Source organism: Pyxidicoccus xibeiensis (assembly GCF_024198175.1).
GTDB classification, from domain to species: Bacteria; Myxococcota; Myxococcia; order Myxococcales; family Myxococcaceae; genus Myxococcus; species Myxococcus xibeiensis.
The window spans coordinates 490,867-514,858 of the sequence record NZ_JAJVKV010000003.1; the positions used below are offsets into that span (position 1 = coordinate 490,867).

General features: G+C 69.2%; 16 protein-coding genes. 6 read left to right on the top strand and 10 right to left on the bottom strand.

The annotated features are described in order from the left end of the window. Positions 1 to 12: 12 nt before the first annotated feature. The 4 genes from LXT23_RS14785 to LXT23_RS14800 form a co-directional block, all read right to left on the bottom strand. Positions 13 to 1,017 (bottom strand): RNA polymerase sigma factor, encoded by a 1,005-nt coding sequence (locus LXT23_RS14785; RefSeq protein WP_253980806.1) that lies wholly within the window; start codon positions 1,015 to 1,017, stop codon positions 13 to 15. Beyond that, positions 1,014 to 1,613, bottom strand: a complete 600-nt coding sequence (locus LXT23_RS14790) for a dihydrofolate reductase family protein (protein WP_253980807.1) — start codon at positions 1,611 to 1,613, stop codon at positions 1,014 to 1,016. The genes LXT23_RS14785 and LXT23_RS14790 overlap by 4 nt, the downstream gene beginning before the upstream one ends. A gap of 56 nt (positions 1,614 to 1,669) precedes the next feature. Further along, positions 1,670 to 5,014, bottom strand: coding sequence for a hypothetical protein (locus LXT23_RS14795; RefSeq protein WP_253980808.1), 3,345 nt, complete (start codon positions 5,012 to 5,014; stop codon positions 1,670 to 1,672). 532 nt (positions 5,015 to 5,546) lie between these two features. Continuing rightward, complete coding sequence (locus tag LXT23_RS14800; RefSeq protein WP_253980809.1) at positions 5,547 to 6,455, bottom strand: LysR family transcriptional regulator; 909 nt, start codon at positions 6,453 to 6,455, stop codon at positions 5,547 to 5,549. 53 nt (positions 6,456 to 6,508) lie between these two features. Here LXT23_RS14800 and LXT23_RS14805 point away from each other — a divergent pair, with 53 nt between their 5' ends. Next, positions 6,509 to 8,761, top strand: coding sequence for a S9 family peptidase (locus tag LXT23_RS14805; protein WP_253980810.1), 2,253 nt, complete (start codon positions 6,509 to 6,511; stop codon positions 8,759 to 8,761). A 4-nt stretch (positions 8,762 to 8,765) separates the two neighbouring features. Here the strand turns inward: LXT23_RS14805 and gcvA are convergent, their stop codons facing one another. Continuing rightward, positions 8,766 to 9,647, bottom strand: a complete 882-nt coding sequence (gcvA, locus tag LXT23_RS14810) for a transcriptional regulator GcvA (RefSeq protein WP_253980811.1) — start codon at positions 9,645 to 9,647, stop codon at positions 8,766 to 8,768. Between the two features lie 123 nt (positions 9,648 to 9,770). Here gcvA and LXT23_RS14815 point away from each other — a divergent pair, with 123 nt between their 5' ends. The 5 genes from LXT23_RS14815 (at position 9,771) to LXT23_RS14835 (ending at position 15,347) form a co-directional block, all read left to right on the top strand. Continuing rightward, positions 9,771 to 10,376 (top strand): LysE family translocator, encoded by a 606-nt coding sequence (locus LXT23_RS14815; protein ID WP_253980812.1) that lies wholly within the window; start codon positions 9,771 to 9,773, stop codon positions 10,374 to 10,376. 44 nt (positions 10,377 to 10,420) lie between these two features. Then, positions 10,421 to 12,424 (top strand): WD40 repeat domain-containing protein, encoded by a 2,004-nt coding sequence (locus LXT23_RS14820; protein WP_253980813.1) that lies wholly within the window; start codon positions 10,421 to 10,423, stop codon positions 12,422 to 12,424. 132 nt (positions 12,425 to 12,556) lie between these two features. Continuing rightward, positions 12,557 to 14,578 carry a rubber dioxygenase RoxA gene (gene roxA, locus LXT23_RS14825; protein ID WP_253980814.1) on the top strand — a complete coding sequence of 674 codons (2,022 nt, stop codon included), beginning with the start codon at positions 12,557 to 12,559 and terminating at the stop codon, positions 14,576 to 14,578. 229 nt (positions 14,579 to 14,807) lie between these two features. Beyond that, positions 14,808 to 15,074: a hypothetical protein gene (locus LXT23_RS14830; protein ID WP_253980815.1), complete on the top strand. Its 267-nt coding sequence runs from the start codon at positions 14,808 to 14,810 to the stop codon at positions 15,072 to 15,074. A 114-nt stretch (positions 15,075 to 15,188) separates the two neighbouring features. Beyond that, on the top strand, positions 15,189 to 15,347 hold the full coding sequence (locus tag LXT23_RS14835; protein ID WP_253980816.1) for a hypothetical protein: 159 nt from the start codon (positions 15,189 to 15,191) through the stop codon (positions 15,345 to 15,347). Between the two features lie 4 nt (positions 15,348 to 15,351). Here LXT23_RS14835 and LXT23_RS14840 read toward each other — a convergent pair whose 3' ends face one another. The 5 genes from LXT23_RS14840 to LXT23_RS14860 all read right to left on the bottom strand — a co-directional run bounded on the left by LXT23_RS14840 (position 15,352) and on the right by LXT23_RS14860 (position 23,769). Continuing rightward, positions 15,352 to 16,764 (bottom strand): DUF2314 domain-containing protein, encoded by a 1,413-nt coding sequence (locus LXT23_RS14840; protein WP_253980817.1) that lies wholly within the window; start codon positions 16,762 to 16,764, stop codon positions 15,352 to 15,354. A 240-nt stretch (positions 16,765 to 17,004) separates the two neighbouring features. Then, entirely contained in the window at positions 17,005 to 18,240 is a 1,236-nt protein-coding gene (locus tag LXT23_RS14845) for a M12 family metallopeptidase (protein ID WP_253980818.1), read from the bottom strand. A gap of 414 nt (positions 18,241 to 18,654) precedes the next feature. Continuing rightward, positions 18,655 to 20,049 (bottom strand): DUF4082 domain-containing protein, encoded by a 1,395-nt coding sequence (locus LXT23_RS14850; protein ID WP_253980819.1) that lies wholly within the window; start codon positions 20,047 to 20,049, stop codon positions 18,655 to 18,657. 481 nt (positions 20,050 to 20,530) lie between these two features. Further along, positions 20,531 to 21,034 (bottom strand): hypothetical protein, encoded by a 504-nt coding sequence (locus LXT23_RS14855; RefSeq protein ID WP_253980820.1) that lies wholly within the window; start codon positions 21,032 to 21,034, stop codon positions 20,531 to 20,533. A gap of 221 nt (positions 21,035 to 21,255) precedes the next feature. Next, positions 21,256 to 23,769: a M4 family metallopeptidase gene (locus LXT23_RS14860; RefSeq protein ID WP_253980821.1), complete on the bottom strand. Its 2,514-nt coding sequence runs from the start codon at positions 23,767 to 23,769 to the stop codon at positions 21,256 to 21,258. Between the last annotated feature and the right edge of the window lie 223 nt (positions 23,770 to 23,992).

Sequence of the window (23,992 nt, forward strand, 5' to 3'; positions counted from 1 at the left end):
GAGCGGCCGCGCTCAGTGCTGGACGGGCCAGTAGCGATAGCCGTTGACCCGGTACGGCACCTGGAGTTCCTCGCACACCTCCCGGATGACGTCGGGCGTGAAGAAGTAGTTCCGGACGCGCAGGATGCGGTCCCCTTCCGCGTCCACCGTCATCACGGTGCGGACCTTCGGCCCGTCGACATGCTCGTACCAGAACAGCAGGAGGTGCGTGTCGCGGTACGGATGCACCGTGCACCGCGGGCTCGTCGCCAGGTAGCCCTCCAGCAGCTCGGGCGGCACGCCGCCGCGCTCGTCGTGGGTGATGGGCGCAATCGTCCCCGCGAAGGAGCCCGTGCGCGGGTCCGCGGGCGCGTCCTTCCCGTACTCCGTGACGACGCCGACAATCTCCACCACTGCGTTGTCGAGCAGCAGGGCGGTGAGCCGCTCCAGGTCCCGCGCGTTGAACGCCTCGCAGAACGCATCAAGCGCCCCCGGCGCCGGAGCGCGGTCCATTGGCTCCTCGGGCGCCGCCAGCCGGCCGCGCCCGCGATGCAGCGCCGCCTTCACCGCGCCCACCGTCGTGGAGAGCGCATCGGCAATCTCCTCGAGCGACAGCCCGAAGACGTCCTTGAGCACCACCGCGGCGCGCTCCTGCGGCGACAGCCGGACGAGCAGCGTGCCGGCGGCCTCACGGGGCTCCCGGGGGTCGGCCTGCGTCGCCGGTTCGGCGGGAGGCTCGACTTCGAGCACCGCCTCGTGACGCGCTCGCCGCGAGCGGTCAATCCAGAGGTTGGACGCAATCCGGAACAGCCAGCCGCGCGGGTTGGGGACCTCGTGGAACAGCGTCCCCAGCGTCACGAACGCGCGCGCCAGGGTGTCCTGCGCCAGGTCCTCCGCGGCCCACGGGCTGCGCGTCAGGTACCGGCAGTAGCGGTACAGCTCCGGCCGCATCGGCTCGAAGACATCGAGGAACCGATGCCAGGAGGTCTTCACGTCTTCGCCGAGGCCCGACAGCTGTTCCTTGCGCGGCTTGCTCATGTGCGCGCCGGCTCATAGCACAGCACCGTGAGGTCCCTCCCGAGCTGCGTGGTGCGGACGAGCCTCAGCTTGTGGGTGCCGGGGATGTCCTTGAACCAGGGCGTCCCGCCGCCCAGGAGCACCGGGTGGACGATGAGCCGGTACTCATCCACCAGCCCCAATTGCGTCAGGGTGCCGACCAGGCCGGCGCCCGCCCATGCGACGAGCGGCTTTCCAGGCTCACGCTTGAGCTCGGTGATTGTCTCCAGGACGCGGTCCCTGACGATGCGGGTGTTGCGCCAGGTGGCGTGCTCCAGCGTCCTGGAGAGGACGACCTTGGGCAGCGCGTTCATCCTGCGGGCGAAGGCGAGCTCTTGCGCCGACCGGGGGTTCGTCTCGGCTCCCGGCCAGTACTGCACCATCAGTTCGTAGGAGCGCCTGCCGTAGAGGGCGACGCCGACCGAGTCGATCATCTCTTCGCAGTACTGCTCGAACTGCGGGTCCCCGTCGTGGAACCAGTCCAGCTCCTTGTTCGGCCCCTCGATGTAGCCATCGAGGGACACAATCATGGAGACGAACAGGCGCCGCGACGGGGGCTGGGGGATTTGGGGGGTCATACCCCTGGAGACGAACGGGGCCCGCGAAAGGATACGGGCCCTCTTTCACGGGGACGTCAGTCGAAGGGGTTGAGCACCTTCTTGGCGACGTCGTCGACGATGCCCTTGAGCTTCTCCGCGAGCTGGCCGCCCTTCTCGATGCCCCACTTCACCAGGTCGAGGCTGTCCTTCCCGTAGTAGGTCACCAGCTCCGCGATACCCGCGGGGGCCGTGGCGATGGCGGCCGTCAGGTTGACCACCTTCACCCAGTCCGGGGCGTCGTAGTCCTTGCCCTGGGCCTTGGCCTCCTCCATCTTCTTCTTCTCGCTGGACAGGCCGATGTCGAGCGCCAGCTCGGCGACGCCGAGCACCGCGCCGGCGGCCAGGTCCACGGCCGCCCCCACGCCCGTCAGGTCGAGGATGACGCCGCCGATGGCGTCCAGGCCGTTGAGCTTCGCACCGGTGAGGGCCAGGTAGCCCAGGTCCTTGTCCTTGCCATGGAGGTCCGCGGACTCCTTGGCCAGCTTGCCCGCATCCCAGATGCCCGGGACGGCGCCGAGCCCCGGAATCATCTTCCCGAGCCCCTTGAAGACCTTGAGCGCGATGTCCGGGTCGATGGTCTTCCCGAAGAAGCCGAGCGTCTTCTCCAGCAGCCCGAAGGCCTGGCCAATCACCCGGCTGTCGAGCTTCTCGAGCACCGGGGCCAGCATCTTGAGCCCCTTGGAGAGCTCGTCGGCGGGAATCTGGCCGGCAATCTTGGCGAAGGAGTCCAGGGACTTCGCGTCCATGTTCCCAATCGTCTTGGCCAGGGCGGCCAGGTCATTCGGGTCCGTGATGTCCTTCGCCATCTTGGACAGGTGCTTCAGCGTGTCCGCGTTCTTCAGCACCTCGTCGAGCTGGTCGCCCTTCACGGAGCCGAGCACCTTGAGGAGCCGCCCGGCGTCCTCGCCCTCGCCCAGCGAGGTGAGCTTGGTCGCGAGCCTGGTGAGCCCGTCGGCCGACTTCACGTTCGCCAGCAGCTTGGGCAGGTCCGCGTTGTCGCCCAGGTCCGTGCCAATCTTGGCCAGCTGCTTGTTCAGGTCGGCGTTCTTGAGCGCCTCGTTGGCGGCCTGCGGGTCCAGCATGGCGGCCGTCTTGAGGAACTTGTCGGCGGCCGCCTTGTCCGGCGATGCCTCGATCTGCTTCAGGACGCCGTCGAGCGCGGCGGGGTCCGAGACCTTCTGGAGCACCTTGCTGAGCTCGGCGGGGTCCGCCTTGCCCACGACGCGGGAGAGGGCTGTCTTCTGCTCGGCGGTGAGCTTGTTGGCGACCTCCGGCGGCAGGTCCCGCATCGTCCGCATGGTGAGGTTCTGCCCGGCCTGCAGGATGCCCTCCGCGTCGGGGACACCGGCGCTCCTGAGCAGCTGCGCCAGCTCCTTGATGTCCTTCGCGGCACCGGGGAACTCCCCCGCCAGCTGGAGGCCCGCATGGACCTTCTCGTCCCACTTGGCCTTGGAGTCCAGGAGGGTGAAGACCGCGCCCGCGGTGCGCAGCGGTCCCTCCGCCTTGCTGAACATCTCCGCGAACTTGCCGCGCAGGGCGGGGAACTCGACGGCCGCCGCGCCCATGTCCTTGGCGAACCCGGCGATGGCCTTGAGCTTCTTCGCGGGCGTGGCCTCCGGGTCCGCGAAGGCGGCGACCAGCTCGCCGGTGGACTTGAAGGCGCCAGGGGCCTTTTCGAAGGCCTTGGCGCCGATGGCTCCGAGCTTGTTCTGGAGCTGGTCCGGCGTGAAGATGTGCTTGCCCTGCTCCACGAGCGTGAAGAACGCGGTGGCCTTCTCGGCCGCCATCGCGGCCTTCTTCTCCGGGTCGTCCGGCCACGGCTCCATGAGCTTGCGGAGCGCCTTGCGCCCTTCCTGGTACTTGCCGAGGTTGGTGATTTCCGCCTCGGTCAGCTCGAACTTGCCCAGCGTGTTCTCCTTGGCCTCCTCCGGCTTCTTTCCCTCGGAGATGGCCTTGGTGAAGGCCGGGCTGGAGAGGATGGCGTTCTGCTCCCAGTCCTCGCTGACGGCGCCCGCGCCGCGCAGCAGCTTCGTCAGGGCGTCCTTGTCCTCGAACTCGCCCAGCTTGAGCTTCTCCGTGTCCGCGGTCTTCTCGCCCTTGGTCTGGTCGCCCACCGTCTTGGAGAACTTCGCCAGGTCCTCGCCGTTCTTGATCTCGAACTTCTCGAGCGCCTTGGCGGTCTTCTCGTTCGATGCGAGCGCCTCGTACATGATGGTCTGCGCGGCCTTCTTGTCCTTCACGTTGTCGAAGGCCTCGCCGCCGAGGTCCGCGGGGCCGTTCTGGGCGAGCTTGTCCGTGTACGCCTTGAAGTCGTTGGCGTTCTGGATGCCCAGCTCCTTGAGCGTCTGCTGCGTCTTCGGGTCCTTGGCGAGGTCCTCGTAGCGCTGCTCGGGCGTCTTCGGCTGGGTGGTGTTGTCCGCCACCATCATCTTCTGGAGGCCCGGGGGCACGTTGGCCTTGGCCAGGGCATCCGCGCGCTCGGGAGAGCCGGGCGGCGTGTCGAAGATGGCGCGGGCCTTGTTCGCGGTGAGGCTGCCTGCTTCCTTGTAGTGGGGCTGCTCCTTCAGGTAGTCGCCCATCGACGCGTAGCTCTTCTGCGTCGTGGGGTCGAAGACCTTCTCGCCCTGGCGCACGACGACGTGGCCTGTCTGGCTCTCCTTCCCGGGGCGCTGGTCCTCCAGGAAGACCATCTCCGAGCGCGCGCGAATCTCCGGCGACGCCTTGTTCACCCAGTCGGCGGCCACGTCCAGGCAGTTCGCCTGGCCGTCATTCGCGTCCTCGGTCATCAGCGAGGACGCCTGCGGGCCCGTGGGGGTGGGGCCGAAGAGCTTGTCGAAGTCCCCGCCGCGCTGGGTGCCTCCGAAGCTGGACGTGAGCGGGTTGGCCTTGGGGAGGAGGCTGTCGAGGTCCTTCTGGCTGAACGGGACGGGCTTGCTCTCGCGGGTGGCCTGGGTGTTCGCCTCGCGCATGGCGCCCTGGGCCTGCTTCGCCGTGTCGGCCGCCTTCTCGGTGGCGGCCTGGAGCGCCTTGTCCACGTGCGCCACCTGGGCGCTGGCCGCCTGCTCGGCCTTCTTGGCGGCCTCGTACTCGGCCTTGCTGGTCTTCACGCCCTCCGGTGACTGTCCGGGCTGCTCGGCCTTCTGCTTCGCCGCGGCCGTGGCCTTCTGCGCATCCGCCTGCGCCTTGCGCGCGGCCTCTGCTGCCTTCTGCGCCGCCTCCGCTGCCTTCTGCGCCGCCTCCGCTGCCTTGCGTGCCGCCTCCGCCGCCCGTCTCGCTGCTTCTGCCCGCTGCCGTGCTTCCTCGGCGCGCCGCGCCGCCTCGGCTGCCGGGTTCGCGTGAGACGTGGACGCACCACTGCCTACGGATGAGGGACCGCCCATGACTACGCTCCTTGTAAGGGTTGATGATTCATCATCGCGACCACGAATAACTTGTTTCGTGGCTGCTTTTAAAACCTTGCAGACCGGCAATGGCGCCACCTGAATACAGAATACGCAAGACAATGTTTCACGCCCGGGACGAGGCCGCCCGTGTCGTGACTGCATGGAAGTGCAAGGGATTGTCCTGCGACGCTGTAGGCGTGGGGGGGCCTCCGGGGGTGAGGTTCCGGGCGATCAGAGCCCGTCACTTCAGGGACACCCTTGGCGCGCGTGCGTCCCAGAAATCGACCGCACGGGAGGTTCCGGAGGGAAGAAGCCTGTGGAACCGGTGGGTTGGGACATGCCCACCGCCAGGAGGGGTGGGCATGCGCTCCGAATTCCGGCGGGACTTCCGTCCAGCTACTCCTTCGCGTACGGCCCCGTGATGCACTCCAGGTGGTTGCATTCGGGGTCGTCGAAGTAGACCCCGCGGCCACCGTGCAGATGGTTGAGCTGCCCTGGCTGGGATTTGCGCGGGTCGGCCCAGTGCGGCTCAGTCCAAGGGGTCGGCGCGCATCCCGTCCACCGCTTCATGAGCCAGGGCGCGGAAGTGGACTGCCGCGGGCGACGGCTGCCGTCCCGGGAGGGCAATGGCCAGCTCCGCGAAGCCGGAGGCTCCGCGCAGGCGCCTGAAGACGACGCCCCTGGGACGCAGCGCCTGGGCGGACCGAGGGGCGATGGTGAGCCCCAGGCCCGCCTCCACCATGCCGACGACGGAGGGCCACGAGCTGGCCTCCTGGACGATGCGGGGCGAGAAGCCCGCGGCCAGGCACATGCTCGTCACCGTGTCGTGCAGCCCCGGGGCCGTGTGACGGGGGAAGAGCACGAAGGGCTCGCTCGCCAGGGAGGCCAGCGCGACGACCGGCTGATGCGCGCGGGGATGCCGGGATGGCAGCGCGAGCAGGAAGGGCTCGCGGAGCAGCCGCTCGACGGTGATGCCCTCGCGGCGGAAGGGTGCGCGGACGATGGCCAGGTCCAGCTCGCCGGTGAAGAGCGCGCTGCCCACGTCCAACGACTCCCGGTCATCGAGCTCGAGCTTCACCTCCGGAAACCGCTTCCGGAAGCGGGACACGATGTCGGGCAGGACGCCGAAGGCCGAGGACGACGCGGCGAAGCCCACGCGCAGCGTGCCCGTCTCTCCCTGGGCCGCGCGCCGCACGGTCCTGATGACGTCCGCGCGACGCGCCAGCAGGGTGCGGGCCTCGTCGAGCAGCCGGCTCCCCGCGGCGGTGAGCGCCACGCGCCGGCTCGTGCGGGTGAGCAGCTCGACGCCCAGCTCGGCCTCCAGCCGGCGAATCTGCTGGCTGAAGGGCGGCTGCGCCATTCCCACGCGTGCGGCGGCCCGGCCGAAGTGCAGCTCCTCCGCCACCGCGACGAAGAGCTGAAGCTGACGAAACTCCATATCCAGACGATATCCGTCTCGATGAGGGCCGAAAGATATATTGGTGGTGATGGATGGGACTCCCTACCATCCAGTGCATGCTCCCCTCCCCTGTCTCCCTCGTCCTGGTCCTGACGCTCTGGGTGGGCCTGCCCGTCCAGGCGCTCGCGGCAGAGGCTTCCGGGGCCGCGCCGGATGCGCGGCTCCGGGAACGACTGGATGTCGCGGAGGCGTTCAGCCGCCTTCCGTTCCATATCCACGACAGCCTGGTTGCTCCGCGCTGGCTCCGTGACGGCGACCGGGTCGTCTTCTGGGCGCGGGAGGGGAAGGACGGCGGAACCTGGGTGCTGGCCCATGCGCGCACGGGTGAGCTGAAGCCCCTGCTGTCCGGCGAGGAGCTGCGAGCGCAGCTCTCCCGGCTGCTGGGCAAGCCCGTCCAGGCGCCCCGGTTCTTCGAGGTGGCCATCACCCCGGACGAGCAGGGCATCGTGTTCCGGCTGGAGGGGCGGAGCTTCAGGCTGGGGCTGACGGGCGGCCAGGTCACCGCGCTGGAGCAGGACGACCGGACGGCCTGGGCCCTGTCCCGCGAGCATTTCCTGGCGCCCCGGGGAGGAGCGGTCGCCGTGCGGCGCGAGCGCGGCTTCGCGGTGCTGGGCGCGGACGGCGGCACGGTGGTGGAGCGTGCCGGAGAAGAACACCTCGACTGGCGCATCCCGCAGAAGCCGTGGTCACCGGACGGGCGCTTCCTGGTGGTGTGGCGGGACGACGTGCGCCAGGTCCACAAGGTGCCCGTCGTCGACTACTCCGACGCACTGGAGAAGGTGACGCTGGTGCCCTACACGAAGTCGGGGACGCCGCTGCCCAGGACCGAGCTCCATGTGGTGGAGGCGGCAACGGGCCGGGTGTCGCAGATTGCTCCCGTCGAGGGGGAGACCCACGACTGGTTCGTCGGCTGGTGGCCCGACCGGGGCGAGGCGCTGTTCCTCCACCTGTCGCGCGACGGCAAGCGGCTGGACCTGACGGCGGTGGAGCCGGTGTCGGGGAAGCGCAGGCGCGTGCTGCGCGAGGAGCGTCCGGAGACCTTCGTCGCGGGGCTGGACCTCGCCGCGGAGGGCTGGGCGAAGCAGGTGACTCCGCTGCCGGGCGGCAGGGGCTTCCTCTGGATGTCCGAGCGGGACGGCTGGCGCCACGTCCATCTGTACGACAGCGAGGGCCGGCCGGTGCGGCAGCTCACCCGGGGCGCCTTCCCCGTCCACGAGGTGGTGGGTGTGGAGCCCGGCGGGGACGCCCTCTACGTGCTGGCCTCCGCCGACAAGGGGGCGCCCTACGAGCAGCTGCTCTATCGGGGCAGCCTGAAGGGCGGCGCCCTGAAGCGCCTGTCCTCGGGCTCGGGCATGCACCGCGTCTCGTTCGCGCCCTCGGGGAAGTACTACGTCGATGCGTGGTCCTCCCGGACGCAGCCCCGGCTGCGGGAGCTGGTGTCCACGGATGGCCGCACGCGCTTGCGGCTCACGGCGGCGGATGCCAGTGCTGCCGTGGCGCTGGGGTACAAGCCCCCGGAAGCGCTCGTCGTCCAGGCCGCCGACGGTGTCACGCCGCTGCACGGAGTGCTCTACACGCCCAGGGACTTCGACCCCGCGCGGCGCTATCCCGTCCTCGCGTACATCTACGCGGGGCCCTTCATGAGCACCGTGCCGTGGAGCTACATCGGCAACGCCATGTCGCTCGACAGCGTGGCGCTGGCACAGCTGGGCTTCGTGGTGGTGATGCTGGACCCGAGGGGCACCACGGGGCGGAGCAAGGCGTTCCAGGATGCGCACTACGGCCGCGTGGGACAGACGGAGATTCCGGACTACGTCGCGGGCCTGAAGCAGGCCGCCGCCACGCGGCCCTGGATGGATTTGGAGCGCGTCGGCATCCATGGCCACTCGTGGGGCGGCTACTTCGCGCTGCGAGGCATGCTGACGGCGCCGGAGTTCTTCAAGGCGGGCTACGCGGGCGCACCGGGCGCGCTGGAGGAGGAGGCCCTCATCAACGAGCCGTACCTCAACGTGCCGAGCGCCAATCCCGCGGGCTACGCCGCCGGCTCCAACCTGGCCCTCGCCGGAAGGCTCCAGGGGCACCTGAAGCTGATGCACGGCACGAGCGACGTGAATGCCACGCTCTCCACGACGATGCGCATGGCGGACGCGCTGATACGCGCGGGCAAGCACTTCGAGCTGCTCATCATGCCGGGCCAGCCCCACTCGCCCGAGCCCCCTGGGGACCGCTACTACTTCGACGACGTGGGCCTGTTCTTCCTCCGCACCCTGGGCGGGCCCCGCTGAGGGCTCAGGGGCCCGTGCGGGCCTTCACCTCGGAGTGCAGCCACGCCTTGAACGCGGCCACGTCCCTCCTTCCCGTCAGGGGCCGGGGGTGGACGAGCCAGTAGCCGAAGTCGTTGGGGAGGACCTTCTCGAAGGGCTGGATGAGGCGCCCGGCCTTCAGGTCGTCGGAGGCGAGCAGCAGCCGCCCGAGGGCCACGCCCTGCCCCTGCACCGCCGCCTGCAGCACCAGCCCGGCATCGTTGAACGAGGGCCCGGCGTCGGCATCCACCCCTTCGACTCCGGCGGCCTCCAGCCAGCGCCGCCACGCGTCCTTCGGCGTGTCATGGAGGAGCCGGACCTTCCGCAGGTCCGGGGGTGAGCGAAGCCGCTTCGCGAGCGCCGGGCTGCACACCGGGCTGAGCGCCTCGGGCGCGAGCTGCTCCGCCTTGAGCCCCGTCCAGCGCCCCAGCCCTGAGCGGATGCCCACGTCGAAGCGGTCGTCGAGGAAGTCCCACAGCTCGGCGGAGCTGCTCAGGTGCAGCTCGAGGTCCGGATGGAGCTTGCGGAAGCGCTCCAGCCGGGGCACCAGCCAGCACGTGGCGAACGAGGGCAGCACGGTGAGGCGCAGGGGCCCCTGCTCGGCCTCGTACAGCCGGGTGGTCGCCTCGGACAGGCGGTCGAACGCCGGCGTCAGCTCCTTCAGGTAGGCGGCGCCCTTCGCGGTGAGCGTCAGCGCGTGCCCGCGGCGCTCGAACAGGGAGACGCCGAGCCAGTCCTCGAGCTGCCGCACCTGGTGGCTGATGGCCGCCTGCGTGACGTGCAGCTCGGTGGCGGCGCGGGTGAAGCTCAGGTGACGCGCCCCTGCCTCGAAGGCCCGGAGCGCGCCGAGCGGTGGAATGCGACGCATGCTCGATGAACTCCCTTTATCGAGCCCGCGAGGATAGCTCGCTGGGGCCGCATCCCGAACCGGTGTTTGTCCTCTACAGCCCCGGAGCGCGACGGACGCGCGGGGGCGCGAGGGCCGCCGGTCATGATCTCCGCTGAGGTGTGGTTGTTGTTCGTGGGCTACACGGTGCCCATGGTGTTCAGTCCCGGCCCCGGCAACACGGTGCTCGCCACCGCCGGGGGCCGCTTCGGCGTCCGGGGCTCCCTCCCCTTCTGGCTGGGCTTCGAAGTCGCCAACGTCGCGCTCTGCCTCCTCTACGGGCTCGGGCTGGGACGGGTGCTGCATGACGTCCCCGCGCTCCACCAGGTGATGCGCTGGGGAAGCGTCGTGTACCTGCTCTACCTCGCGTGGGGCTTCTTCCGCTCGTCCGCCGCTCCGGGGGGCGCGCGCGAGGAGCCGGCGCGGCTCGGGTTCGTCCAGGGGCTGCTCGTCGTCGGGCTCAACCCGAAGATCCACTCGATGATCGTGGTGATGTTCTCCCAGTTCCTCGACCCGGCCCGCGCGATGCTCGCACAGACGGCGCAGCTCACCCTGGCCTTCCTGGCCGTCTGCGTGGTGTGCCACTTCCCGTGGATTTATGGGGGAAAGCTCATCCTCGGGCGCTTCAACTCCGAGCGCGCGATGCGCATCCAGGGCTGGACGTTCGGCACGTGCATGATTCTCGTCGCAGGGTACGTGGCCTTCGCCTGAGCAGCAGGCCCGGCGCGGGGCGGCCAATCGTGGTGGAATGAGCCATGACCGAGCATCCCAAGTTCCGAAGAGCCGAGGACGGCACACTCCTGCTCAACTTCGGTGAGTACGGGAAGGAGGTGGAGGTGGCGGCCATCTCCGGAGACGGCCGTCGGGTCCTGACGGTGCGGGAGGTGGGCACGGCGGAGGTGTGGGAGCTGGCATCCGGCGCCCGGGTGGGCCTCCTCCGGCCCGCCAGCCCCCTGCAGGGCGCGAAGGGTGAGGCTCCAGTGGCCTCCGAGTTCAAGGTGTTCATCGAGGCGGCCGCGCTGAGTGCGGACGGCACCCTGGCGCTGCTGGGCCTCAACGATGGAACCGCGGGGGTCTTCCAGGTCTCCGACGGGGCCCGGCTCGCGGTGCTCCATCCTCCCGGCGAGCAGCCTGCCTCCGGGTGGGGCGTCATCCGGGCAGTGGCGTACTCGCCGGACGGAGCGCTCGCGCTCGTGGGCTTCCGCGGCCGGTGCGTCGGCGTCTGGTCCACCGACGGGCAGCGCGCCGTCGCCTTCCTCCGCCCTCCCGAGCCCGCGCGGCTGGTGGGCCGCCCCTTCGTCCGGGACACCCTGGTGAGCAGCGTCGCCGCATCGCCCGACAACCGCTTCGTGTTCGCCGGTTGCGTGGACATGACGGCGAGCATCTGGGACCTGGCGGGGGGCGAGTCCGTCTTCGAGGCGCTGGAGCACGCCGCGGACACCCTCGGCGTCTTCGACGACGGGGACCGGTTCGGCTGGGCGACCACGGCGGGGGACGTGTGGTGTGCCCGGTCCGGAGCAGAGCTGCGCAAGGTCCTGGCCACCGGAGAGCACTGGAGCGAGGTGGCCCTTCGGGGCGGGGAGTTCCTGACGCGGGGCTCGGATGGCAGCGTGCGGCACTGGACTCACGACGGCACCTGCACGCCCCTCTTCAGCCCCGGGACGCCGGTATCGGCCAGGTGGAGCGACAGCGCACGTACGCTCGACTTCGACGGCGAGCGACTCCATTACCCGGAGAGCGGCAACCGCCTGGCCATCCACTCCGGCGGCGCGCGCATGGTCGTCCAACGCAAGCCGCACCTGGTGAAGGCCCGCTTCGTCCCGGGAGGTGGCGCGGTGGCGCTCTCGGGGTGGAGCGACGAGGTCGAGCTGTGGTCCATGGAGGACGGACGGTGCCTGCGGACCTTCCCATCGCCGGGGAGCGTGGGAGACTTTGCCCTCTCCGCGGACGGACGCCTCATCGCCATGGGCGAGGCGGGCCACGGGGGTGGACTGTACCCGCGTCACGTCTACCTCTACGAGGTGGCCACCGCGAAGCTGCTCCACCGGCTGGAGGAGCACGCCTGGCAGGTGGCCGCGCTCGACTTCTCCCCGGACGGGGACAGGCTCGCCAGCATTGGAGATGAGGTGGTGGTGTGGCGGCTGGACACCTCCCCTCCCCGCGTCGAGCTCCGGGTGGAGGTGAAGCGCGCCGGCAGCGCCATCCGGTTCCTGCCCGACGGCCGGCTGCTCGTGCTCGATGACGGGCGGGCGCGAGTCTTCCGTGGGCCTGTCGAGGAACAGGCGCTCGAGGTTCCCTTCGAGTACCGGACACCCTGGTGCCTCAGCCCGGACGGCGACACGCTGTCGCTGGGCCTGCGCAACGGCGTGGTCCGTATCGAGCTGAGCACCGGGAAGCGCCAGACCTGGCTGGCGCCCATTCCCCGCTACGAACAACTCCCCTCGAGTGAGCTCGCGCAACGGGCCGGCATCCGGAACGTGTGCGCGCTGTGGCGGACGGCGTGGGGCCGGTTCACACACCAGAGCGACGGTCCTCGTGGCTGGGTGCAGCCGGCCCACCTGTCCGCGGACGGACGGGTCGCGCTGCCAACTCGGACGGGAGCGGTGGTGCTGGACGTCACCGAGGCGCCCAGGGTGGTCGCGAGCGTGCCCTTCGAGGGGAAACTGCGTGCCGGCCGCGTGGTGGGCGACAGCGTGGTGTTGGTCAATGAGCAGGGGAAGGTGTTCCAGGCAGAGCTGCCCGGACACCCTCGGGCCTGAGCGCGCCTCGAAAGCGTCACGCCTTGTCGAAGCCTGGCTGTGATTGACGCGCTGCGTATTGTGCGCGCCCCTCCAGGGGCCTAGGTAAGCCACTATTGGCACTTTGCCAATAACCGATGGAGGGTTGCGCGCATGAGCCTGCGATGGAACCGGAAGTGGGCGTTCTCGAGTTCCCTGATGGTCGCCCTGGGGGTATCCCAGGCAGTCGCGGACCCGTTGCCATTGCTGGACACGACAGCCCTCCGCTCGCCATTCACGGCGGCGTGTCAGGGCAAGCCGGACTCCACTCCGCTGCCGGTGGACCCGCGCACCCTGGTGGTGCCGGGCGTCAACACGCCGGGGGCCGCGGTGCAATTCAACGCCTGGTGGGTGGACCTCCACGACCCGCCGGCGCCGTTCGTCTCGACGCTGGCTCCGAATCCGCAGACGTGCGGCGAGTTCCGCGCGAGCGCGGCCCGGGGCCGCTCGAACATGGAGACTCGCGCCTACTTCCAGCCGTTCAGCGACGCGAACGGCTACTACAACCTCTTCCGGCTCTGGGGCTATGTCTTCCGCCCCGCGGACTTCGACGAGCAGGTCATCAAGCGCTACGGGCTCGCCAAGGCGCCCTTCCGCAATCCCTATCCCATGCCCTGGGAGAACCCCAACCTCACCCAGGGCGGCAGCGGCCAGTTGCCGCTGGGCATGGTGCAGGAGCGGGACGCCAACGGGCGCTACACGGGCAAGATTGCGTCCAACTGCTCGGGCTGCCACGACTCGCGGTTCGGGACGGACCAGGAGGCGCCCTTCGCGTGGGGCCGCACGAACGACGCGATTGATGCGGGCCTCATCCAGTCCGACTTCTTCCGCTCCGTCATCTGGGAGACGCCGCTCTTGCTCGCACCGGTGCCGTGGAGCGTGGGCCGCGGGACGAGTGACGCCATCGGCATCGTCGACCTCCTGCCCGCCATCTTCGACATGGACTCGCTCGCCCTTGTGCCGAGCCTGCTCGAGTACTTCCCGACCCACGCCGGAGGCATGTCCCGGGCGCCCAACTGGTGGTACCGCGCGTTCAAGACGCGTCAGTTCTGGGACGGCGCGCTCACGTCGGACAACGTCCGCTCGGAGATGGCGTTCGGCATCGCGAACCTCGGCCGCACGGCGGCGCAGCGCCGCGCGCTGACGGCGGAGTTCGACGACAACGACAACTTCTTCCTCTCGCTCTCCCCGCCCGTCTATCCCAAGACGGTCAACACCGCGCTCGCCGAGCAGGGCGCCATCCTCTTCCACGAGCGGGACCTCTGGGCGAACGGTGCCAATGCCAACATCCCGAAGGCACCGGGCAACGGCTCCTGCGCGAGCTGCCACGGCGTCTACTCGCCGCGCCACGCCGCCAACCCGGCGTATCTACCGGACCCCCGCCTCAAGGGCATCGCCGGCGTCATCACCCCCATCGAGACCATCCGGACGGACCCGGCGCGCGTGCAGTTGATGGCGGACGAGCGCAAGCGCAGGGCCTGGAACACCTCCTTCCTCGGCTACAACGACGAGGCCCCCGACCACGGCCCCTTCTACGACGACCCCATCACCAGCGCCCTGCGCCGAGTGCCGCGCAGCAGGTACGACAACGGCACCGGGCCCGTCTTCTCTCCCGTGGGCCCGAACGAGTGGATTGAGCCGTTCGGCTACGTCGCGCCGCCACTGTACGGCGCGTGGGCCTCCGCCCCCTTCTTCCACAACGGCAGCGTGCCCTCCCTCTGGGAGGTGCTGAAGCCGTCGGACCGCCGGGCGGTGTGGAAGCGTCAGCAGTCTCCGGCCAACTCGCTGGGGACCAACGCGGGCTATGACGGGAGCTTTGCGTCGTATGACTTCGCGAAGCTCGGCTGGAAGGTGACGCCCCTGGCCTGCGGTGACGTCCCGGCCAATGACCCGTTCATCCCCTGCAGCCAGGAGATGGCGACGGTCGACGTGCTCTTCGCGAACATCGCCAACCTCGCCGCCAACTACAACTCGCTTGCCTACCAGTCACCGCCACCCATCACCCAGAAGCAGATCCGCTCGCGGATGATCTTCAACTCGCACCTCTACGGGCTCGGCAACGAGGGGCATGACTTCACCCAGTCGCTCTCCGACAGCGAGCGCTGGGCCCTCATCGAATACATGAAGACGCTCTGAGCACCGGGCTTCGACGTCTGGGAAAGGGCGAGGCGGCGGGTTCGATTCCCGCCGCCTCCACATTTCAGGTCGTGATCACGGCTGGTTGGCAGCACCTTCCAGCCGTGTTGCGTCTATACATCGACCTCGACCAGCCCTCATCCGACAGCTGGGAGCGTCTTCAGCGCGACTTGGATTCGATACGCGACCGGATGTAGATGCTGCCTGGGAAGGATGGTAGGCCTTCGGCATGCATTGGTCCATCTACGCCGACCTCTCCAGGGGACTCTCCCCCGAGGAGCGCTCGGCCATCGCTGCGGCTCTCGACGCGGTCGTTCCCTCTGGCGGGTGCGTAGGACTCCAGAATGGTAGCGTCGAAGAGGTGTACTTCACCTTGGAGGCAGGCAGCGAGGCTGAAGCCAGGGCCGAGGCGCACCGCCATGTGGAGGTCGTCCTCCGCAACGCTGACGTGAAGGCTGAATACAGCATTCAAGTCGAGCCCATGCCTGGGACCTGAAACGCAGAGACCTTCAGGAGACGCGTGAGAGCCTGAAGGCACCGGGGCCGGAGACCGCTGCGATTCCATCGGCTTCCGGCCCCGATTGAAGTGTCCCCGACGGGATTCGCACCCGTGTGGCTCAGCCTCGAGCCCATCGTCGCGGCGCTGTGTGAGTGGGGCCGCCGTCATGCGACGGAGCTCGACGCGCTCGAGCGGCGCGAGGAGCCGCCCGGGCCCGCGGCAGGTGACGCCCTGGGCGCGGCACGAAGTGGCTCAGCGCGCCCCGCGTAAGCGGCTATTCTCGCCCCTGGGGATTGCGCGCCTTGCCCGAGCGTTCGAGGAGGAGCCGCTGCGTCTCGTTGCCCTCGGTGGTGCCCCCTTCCCGCTCCAGGATGTAGTCGAAGAGCGAGTCCTCCTCCACCGTCACGGGCGAGCCCGCCTTCAGCCCCGGCACCTCCGCCGGCTCGCTGGTCAGCAGGCCATGGAGCAGGCCGCCCTCCCACCGCGTGACGTGGACCCACATCCACTCGAGGCCCCCGTCACGCGTGGTGAAGCGGGCCTTCACGAACAGCTTCGACTCCAGCTCCAGTCCCTCCTGGAAGCGCGGCTTGATGCGCGTGAGCAGGGCCTCCACGGCGCGGCGGCTCGCGGCCAGCAGCTCCGGGTCATCCTCGACATGGACAATCTCGGCTTGCGCGCCGAATACCTCGGCGATGGCGGCGTAGGGGCGCTCCGAGGGGCTGTCGCCAGGCCGAGCCTGGAAGATGATTTCCAGCAGCCGGTTCTCACCGTCCACGTCGCTCGGGTCCACGGGGAGCAGGCCCATCAAGGTGCGCCGGGGTGCCCCGGGCGCAACCTGCCCCAGCAGGGCCTCGCGATAGGAGGCGAGCTTCAGCGCGTCCACGGCGACGGGGAAGGCCCCATCCTCGCGGATGGCGGTGCCTTCGAGCATGAGCTGGGCGGCGAGGTTCATGAACGTGCCCACCATGCCCGCGAGCGGCGCTGGGACCTGCTGCACCCCCAGGTCCGGGAGGCCGAAGGTGCCCAGGCCCGAGGTGACGAGCCGCACGGTGCCGTCCCATTCCGCGTAGACACGGGTATTGAAGTGGCGAGCCAGCAGCGGCTCGCCGCCGTCCCAGTCCTCGAGCCGGCGCTCGTGCCAGTCCTCCACGGAGAAGAACTCCCCGGCATGCTCGTCCCACAGCAGCCCGCCGCTGGCGCGGGCCAGCTCCAGCGCCAGCTCGTGCGCCTGCCGCACCGCCTCGAAAGCCGGGGGCTCGGTGGTGAACTCCAGGACGGTGACGCGCTCGGAGGCCGCGAGCTGCGCCTGCGCCTGGGGAGAGAGGCCGCGCGCGGCGATTTCCAGCATCCCCTGCTCGGGAAGAGGATGGTCCTTCAGGGCCCGCTCCGAGGCGCGCACGGTGGGCAGGGGCGCCGCCCCCCGGCCCTCCCCAGCGAGCCGAAGCGCGGTGAAGCGCTCGCGCACCAGCTCCTCCACCTTCGAGAGGACTGGGATGCCGGGCTTCGGCGTATGGACGACGGCGAAGCGAAACGTGGCACGAGGAGAGAAGAGCGGGCCTGGAGGCAGCGGCGGGGGAATCTGCCGGAGAGCCGCCGCCCGGGTGGCACAGCCCGAGAGCACGAGCGCACAGGCCACCGCTCCCCAGAACCCCACGAAGCCCAACCGCCTGGCGCTCACATCGCGCATGCTCATCCTCACGCCCTGTTCGAAGAAGGTAGGTGACGGCAACCTACCACCCGGAGAGGGCGCTTCGTCACCGCCACTGGGGCCAACTGCGACGTCGAGCTCCGCGGGTCCAGGTCGCCCACCACCGGCCCCTGTGACTGTGCCTCGAACGGTCAGTGCACCTGGCAGCAACACCTGAGTTGCTGCTTTTCGTTGTTCAGGCACCAAACACAGCGCGGGAGAGGGTTCCGCCGCGAAGAACTACGTGCCCTGACGTCCCTCGGAGATTCCCGAGCGCACCCAGTGGTCGAAGGCCGCAGGGTAGTCCGTGCCGTAGGCTTCGCGCACGTCCCAGTAGCGGTTGAGGTACGCGGTCACATCGAACTCCGTCGAGCCGCGCCGGCCCTCGGCGGGGAGGCCCTGGTAGCGCCAGTGCTCGAGCGCCGCCAGGTAATCGGTCCCGTAGGCATCGCGGAGGTCCTGGTACCGCCCCAGATAGTACTGGACGTCGAACTCACGCGAGCCGCGTCGGCCCTCACCGGGGAGGCCGTGCGCCACGAAGTGGTGGACCGCCTTGCGCGCATCCGTGCCGTAGGCATTGCGGAGGTCTGTGTGGAAGTTGAGGTAGAACTGCGCATCGAACTCACGCGAGCCGCGCCGGCCTTCGCGCGGCAGCCCCGCGCTCAGCCAGTGCAACCGGGCCTGCTCGGTGTCGTCGCCGAAGGCCGCGTGCAGGTCCGTGTGGATCGAGAGGTACAGGTTGGCGTCAAAGACGAGCGGGTCGACCCATCGACCGTTCTTCCCGTAGAAGCGGTTCACGCCCTCGATGTCGGTCCACGACAGGATTCCGCGCCCGTTGCGAACGGCGTTGCAGTAGTTCATCACCGAGTCCCAGTCGAACTCGCCGACCTCGGTGTCACCGTTGCTGCCTTGCGACGCATCCGTGCACGCCGCCGGCTTGTCGTCGCGATTGTGTTCATGGGCAAAGCCGAGCGCGTGTCCGAACTCGTGAACCGCGGTGGAGCGGATGCAGTCCTCGCGCGAGAAACCAGAGGAACACGTCTTGGGCGAGGTCGCGCTTCCCCATGTGTTGAGGTTGACGCCGTTGACGACGCCGTTCAGGCTCGTGCCGAGCCCACTCGTGAAGCCTCCCGCGTCCTGCATCCGTACGCGAAGACCCTTGCTCGACCCGGTGCACGCATTCCAGCCGGTGAAGCGAACGGAGCTGACAGCCTCCCACGAGTCTCGCAGTGACGCGATGACCCACTCGCGCTCCTGGGCCGTGCCGCCGCTCTCCCAGCAGACAGCGATGGTGGGCGAGGACCACACCTTGTTCGAGGCGACGTAGAGGTCTTGCCCCATCGTGACGACCTCCTGCTCCACGGGCTCCAGCGTGGGGGCCTCTGGCCCACACCCCATCCACGTGAGTCCGGCGGCCAATCCCAGCCAGGCGATATGCGGGCCCTTCATCCATGTATTCACAACGTGCGTCGACATGCTGTGTGCCTCCAGTTGCTTGCCAAAAGAACGTTCAGGCGCTGGCGCTGAATAGCCGTTGGCGCACGTTCGGGTTTAGCAATACGTGCCAAGCGATTACGTCTTCACGCCAGCAGCAGTCGCTGTCACGTGAGCTCCATGAGAACTCACTCCAGTTCCTTGGAAGACGGAAGTCCTCGCCATGTCCCGCCCCGACAGGCCCAGGTGCCCGACCCGAGTCCACCTGACGGGACGGCGCCTGGAGGTCCTCCTGGACGTGGTCGAGCACCTGGTGCGGGAGCGGAAGGCCCTGGGGCTCGACGACGGGGACCTCAGGACGCTTCGGGCGCGCGTCTCCGGTTCTCCGCGGGGGTAGCGAGGCGCGCATGACCGACAAAGACGTCGGCCCCTCGAAGTGAAACGACGGCCGGCTGACTACGGGGCCGGAACGAAGACCACGTCGACCCAGTAGTTCGCCGAGGTGGCCTCGTTCGGGAAACCACCGCCGGTGGTCTTCTGGAGCCCGTTGCCATTCGCCGCAGGCGAGGACGGCGCGTGCAGCGGCGGCGCGTCGACGCCCGCGGTGGCGAAGTAGTTGCCGGTGTACGCCGGGTAGCCGGTGGGCGCGAAGTACGAGACGACGTAGGGGGTGTTCGCGGCGATCTGCACCGGCGTGGCGAACGCCAGCTCGCGCCAGCCCCACGCCTGCTCACCCGCGCTGGTGGCGGTGGTGCCGATCAGCGTGCCGTTCGCGGTCCAGAGGTGGCCGACATGCGCGTCGGAGTTGGTCAGCCCCTTGTAGTAGCGAACCGCGGTGATCTGCCCGGCCACGTCGGAGCGGAACTTCACTCCGTACTCGGACGCGTACGGGGCATAGAGGATGTTCGCCGGCCCGTTGGCGGCCGTCCACAGACTGCACCCGGTGCAGCCGGTGTTGGAACCGGTGGTGACCGAGACCGGCGCCGACGACGGTCCGACGTTGCCGTGCACGTCGCGACCGCGAACGCTGTAGCGGTAGGTGGTCGACGGCGCGACGCCGTTGTCGCGGAACGAGGCCACGCCGGTGCCGAGCACCGCGACGAGCTCGGAGTTCCGGTAGACGAGGTGGTGGGTGACGTTGTGGCGCGACTCGCCGCAGCCCTCGCTGGCGCCCCACCACGAGAGGTCGACCGCGAAGGCCGCCAGCGGCGCGGCCTCGAGGTTCGAAGGACGGGTGGGCAGGCCGCACGAGGCGTAGCTGGTGGTCGGGGTGTAGATTACGTCCACGCCGTAGTCCGAGTTACGCCAGGCGTTGTTCGGGAACGACGAGGTCGAGCCATACTGAAACACGCCGCCGCCGCTCGGAACGACGAGCGGGGAAGCTTCGACGCCGGAGACCATCGCGTCGTAGGTGTAGGAGTACTGGCCCACCGGCGCGTGGTATGAGGCGACGTACTGGACGTTCGCGCTCACCGCGACCGGCGACGCGAAGCGGACCTCCTGCCAGCCGGTGCTGGTCTCGTTGACGAAGGTGGCCGACGCGAGCAGCTGGCCGGTGGGACCCCAGAGGTTGCCGACGTGAGTCCCGGTGTTGCCCGGGCCCTTGTAGAAGCGAACGCCCTTCACCGTGCCGTCGAGCGTCGGGCTGAACTGCACCCCGAGCTCCACCGCGCTGCCGTCGTTGGCCGTCGCGTTCGCCGGGACCGCCGAGGCCGGGAACACCGTCCACTCGTTCGAGGCGAGCACCGCCTCGCGAACCGCGTCGACCGTGGGCTTCGGCTCGCCAGCCGGCTCCTGATTGCACGCAATCCCGAGGACCGCGAGCGCCGCCACAACTCCGTTACGAATCAAGGCTGTCTGCAAGATGCCGCACTCCTGCCAGGGGTACTTGCGCCGTATACCCACCCTCACAGGCGATGCCTTCAAAATTCAAACATCGCAATTCAATCTTCCCGCGAAATGGGAATTCGTTCAGGCGCGATCCATTGTCAACGGGAGCCGACACCTGTCCCCGCGAGAGGACCGGTGCCGGGGCGATTTGCTACGGCCCGACCTCGAAGAGGAACGGGGCGTGATCGCGGGTTGACCCTGTGGGGCCGCATGTGCCCCTCCAGCGGAGATGAGAACAGAGCAAGCCCGGATGGGGCGACACAACGAACCGACGTGAGTTCAACGCGATAGCGGGTAACAGCGTGTCCTGTCTGGGGTTTCCTATCGCCTTGTCCGCAGGTTCGATTCCCGCCGCCTCCACATTGACCAGTTATCAACCCCACCTGCTGGGCGGACTCGGCGAGGAGGCGGCACTTCAATCCCCCTCCGGGTTCTTCATCGATCAGTAAACATCCAAGCAGACCCCATTCCTGGAACAGCTCCCGCTCCGGCACTTGCGCTCGAACGCCGGGCAGCAGTTGATTTCCGGCCAAGGACAGTTTGTTGGAATAGGCGGTGGCGCCTGCACCAGAGTCCAGTGAATTCTCAAATATGAGCCTTGGCAGTACATTCCGCTGGCGGTGCTATCGACCTTGCAGGCATAGCCGCCATTCAACATGCACAGACCATTGCTGTAGGTGAGGGTGCCGTGCATGATGCTCCCGCTCGGCCAGCGCTTGTCCACCCAGGTCCCATTGACAAGTTCCTTTATCTTGCAGGGCTTGTTGGCCATCGCCGGTTCCAGCGGCCCGTCCGGAAGAGGGTAGTAATCTTGAGCACGTGGCCCGCTCGGCTCACCCTCAGGCAGTTCCTCCCAGACCTGTTCTCCTGGGTCCTCCAGCTCCCCTGCACAACCGTTGCTCATTGCAGCAACCACAAGGACGGCCCAGACAAGACATTTGAACATGGACTCCTCCAACCGGGAGAGGTGCAACGTCGCCATGTTCAATCCTTGTTTCACCTGAAGTAAAGAATAATTCTTCCCGGGGTGATAGTGGACGACTTGGGAGTGAGAGGAAACATGCCAGTCGCTCAAGGCAGAGGAGCATCGATGAGAGCCAGCGACGGACCCTCGGGCTGAGCGGGGAGCAGCTCCTCACTTCGTCTGACGCTCCCCGGCCGCCGCGCTCAGTGCCACACGGGCAGTCGCGATAGCCGTTGACCCGGTATTGCACCTGGAGCTGGAGGCCCGGAAGTGATGGAGACCGCGGGGGCTGTCAGGTCCACGCTCCAGGTAGCAATGGCCGGAGTGGGGTCCACGTTGCCGGCCACGTCACGAGCGCGCACCTCCAGGCGGTAGCTGCCCCCCGTGAGCAGGGGCACGGTGACGGGCGAGTCGCACCTGCTGAAGGCGATGGGGCCCGAGCCCAGGCGGCACTCGAACCGGGCGCCCGGCTCGGATGTGGGGTGGACCGTCACGTACGGCGTCCCCACCGAGGGGGAAGGTGTCACCAGGAAGGAGGTCTCCGGGGGCGTCGTGTCCCCCGCGTCCGGAACCGTGAACGAGGGACGCAGGTTGAGGTTCCTGTAGCCCCCGCCGCCCGCGTAGCCATGGAGCATCACATGCCAGGTGCCCGCGCCCGGGGCGGTCGTGGTGCAGGTCTCCGTGCTGCCCCGGACGTTGGGCCGGCAGCCGTAGGTGGTCTGCGTGGGCCGCTGGCCGTAGCGGACATAGAGGTCGCCGTCACCCGTGCCTCCGTCCCCGGGGCGTAGCTCGACACGCAGGTTGCTGGCCCCTGGAGGCACGTCGAGCGCGCAGTGCCACTCGGAGCCGGTGCTGCCCTCGAGCCCATACCGCGTGTTGCCGGGCACCAGCGCGCAGGCCGGCTGGCTGCGGCAGGCCCGCAGCGTCACGCCTGAGAAGGCACTGCCGCCCCTCACCATGGCGTACCACGTGCCCGCGTCCGGCCCGTCGATGAGGCAGGCCTCCCTGCCGCCGTCGAGGAAGGGCCGGCAGTCATACGCGCTCGTCGTGGGCGACTGTCCCTGGCGCACGTAGAGGTCCCCGTTCCCCGCGCCCGCGATGCCCACCTCCAGGGTGCGCACGCCCGGCTCCACCGGGAACGCGTACGTCTGCTGCGTGCCCGCATCCCCCGCCAGTCCCGTCCACTCCTGGCACTCCGGGGGAAACACCGGCAGCACGGCGCTGGGGTTGAGGCCCACCGCCTGCCACGCCAGATCCACCGCGCTCGCCACCTGGGCGTCATAGAGGATGAGGGCCGCCTGCTGCGTGAGGCTCTTCGCCTGCGCCAGCGTGGTGCTGGGCGTCATCAGGTTGGCGTTGGCGTAGAAGAAGACGCGGGCCGCGCGCTCGACGCCGACGCTCGGGACGGCCAGCTGGCTCTTGCCGCGCGGGTGCGTGCCGCCGGTGGCCAGCAGCTTGAACGCCAGGTTGATGATGCCGGCGTTGCCGTGGAAGGCGACGCTCGACGAGCCGGTATAGCGCTCCGGGTAGAAGTCCTTGGACTGCACGTCCAGGCCGGGGTCGTGCATGTACCGGAGCGCGTCCCCCGCGATACCGGGCGTCCACGAGGACTCGCCAATCTTCCAGACGGACGTGTCCGCCACCCAGCCGCCGTCCAGGCTCACACACGTGGCGGCGAGGACGTCCGACAGGGCCTCGTCCAGCGCGCCGGACTCGCCCGAATAGGAGAGCCCGGACGTGCTGTCCGTCACCTTGTGGGTGAACTCGTGGGTCACCAGGTCCGAATCTCGTCCCAGCGGGCTGCACTGGATGCCGTCGCCCCGCGAGAAGAAGAAGTAGCTGCCATTCCAGTACGCGTTGCACGGGGCGGTGGGCGGGGCGTGGACGTCCACGACGCTGCGCAGCTGCGCGCCCAGGCCGTTGTACGAGTCGTAGCCGAAGACCTTCATGAAGCACTCATACGTCTTGCCCAGGTGGGAGAAGTGCTCCACGGCCTGGATGTCGCCGGCGTCGGTGCAGCCGAAGGGCTCGGTGCACACCGGGGTGACCGGAGGCTGCGTGCCGCCGTCGGCCGAGTAGACGACGCGGTTGCGCGCGAAGCGCACGTCCGGGTCGCGCACGAGCACGGTGCCATTCTCGGCATCCACGTAGAGGCGCTCGGTCGCGGGCACGCCCTCCACCCGCCCCGAGACGGTCACCTCGAAGGCCAGCCGCAGGGCGGACTCCTCCGAGGGACGCACGTACACGCGCCGCGGCACCCCCACCGCGTCACCGGCCACCATCCGCTCCCGGTCGGCGCCCGCCACCTGGACCGCCTCCTCGGCGGTGAGGCGCGCGGGTGCGGCCGGAGGCTCGCCGTCCCGGGCCGAGCCGTTGGCGGCGTAGACAGCGCCATCCGGAGCCAGGTGCAGCAGGAGCTCCGCGCCGATGACGGGCAGCCCGTTCCTGTGCTGCGCGAAGCGCACGTGGGTGTGGCCCAGCCCGTCCGTGCGGACGTGCGTGGGCACCAGGTCCTCGGGGCGAAGCTGGAAGGCGGGGGCCACGCGGGCCAGCACGCCCCGCAGCGCGTGGCCCGCCTGCTCCGGAGTGGCGCCGCGCGCTGGCGCCACCCGCCCCAGCGGTCCCCTCAGGAAGAAGGGCACCCCGTCCGCGTGCCTCCCCACCACCTCCACCGCCTCGACGGGTGAGCGCCACCCGGCCGCCGCCTCTTCGGCCATGGGGACCTCCCCGGCGGCCGGCTCGCTCCCGCCAGGGGCTTCTCGCACGCAGCCCCCGAGCACCAGGGTGCAGCACATCACGACCCACAACAATGCCCAGCGTGGCTGCGTCCGTCGTGTCATCAGAGCGTGCTCCGGTGCCGCGGGTGCACTGCGAGCGAGGCCCCCGTCCACCGCGCATCGCCAGGACGCCAGCCCACTCCGCCCCTCCGCATGGAGATGA

What these genes read in the sequence shown, in the direction of transcription:
- LXT23_RS14830 (WP_253980815.1), top strand. Translation starts at nt 14,808, where the DNA reads ATGCATTGGTCCATCTACGCCGACCTCTCCAGGGGACTCTCCCCCGAG.
- LXT23_RS14845 (WP_253980818.1), bottom strand. Translation starts at nt 18,240, where the DNA reads ATGTCGACGCACGTTGTGAATACATGGATGAAGGGCCCGCATATCGCC.
- LXT23_RS14820 (WP_253980813.1), top strand. Translation starts at nt 10,421, where the DNA reads ATGACCGAGCATCCCAAGTTCCGAAGAGCCGAGGACGGCACACTCCTG.
- LXT23_RS14840 (WP_253980817.1), bottom strand. Translation starts at nt 16,764, where the DNA reads ATGCGCGATGTGAGCGCCAGGCGGTTGGGCTTCGTGGGGTTCTGGGGA.
- roxA (WP_253980814.1), top strand. Translation starts at nt 12,557, where the DNA reads ATGAGCCTGCGATGGAACCGGAAGTGGGCGTTCTCGAGTTCCCTGATG.
- LXT23_RS14800 (WP_253980809.1), bottom strand. Translation starts at nt 6,455, where the DNA reads ATGGAGTTTCGTCAGCTTCAGCTCTTCGTCGCGGTGGCGGAGGAGCTG.
- LXT23_RS14815 (WP_253980812.1), top strand. Translation starts at nt 9,771, where the DNA reads ATGATCTCCGCTGAGGTGTGGTTGTTGTTCGTGGGCTACACGGTGCCC.
- LXT23_RS14790 (WP_253980807.1), bottom strand. Translation starts at nt 1,613, where the DNA reads ATGACCCCCCAAATCCCCCAGCCCCCGTCGCGGCGCCTGTTCGTCTCC.
- LXT23_RS14795 (WP_253980808.1), bottom strand. Translation starts at nt 5,014, where the DNA reads ATGGGCGGTCCCTCATCCGTAGGCAGTGGTGCGTCCACGTCTCACGCG.
- gcvA (WP_253980811.1), bottom strand. Translation starts at nt 9,647, where the DNA reads ATGCGTCGCATTCCACCGCTCGGCGCGCTCCGGGCCTTCGAGGCAGGG.
- LXT23_RS14805 (WP_253980810.1), top strand. Translation starts at nt 6,509, where the DNA reads ATGGGACTCCCTACCATCCAGTGCATGCTCCCCTCCCCTGTCTCCCTC.
- LXT23_RS14785 (WP_253980806.1), bottom strand. Translation starts at nt 1,017, where the DNA reads ATGAGCAAGCCGCGCAAGGAACAGCTGTCGGGCCTCGGCGAAGACGTG.
- LXT23_RS14855 (WP_253980820.1), bottom strand. Translation starts at nt 21,034, where the DNA reads ATGTTCAAATGTCTTGTCTGGGCCGTCCTTGTGGTTGCTGCAATGAGC.
- LXT23_RS14860 (WP_253980821.1), bottom strand. Translation starts at nt 23,769, where the DNA reads ATGGCCGAAGAGGCGGCGGCCGGGTGGCGCTCACCCGTCGAGGCGGTG.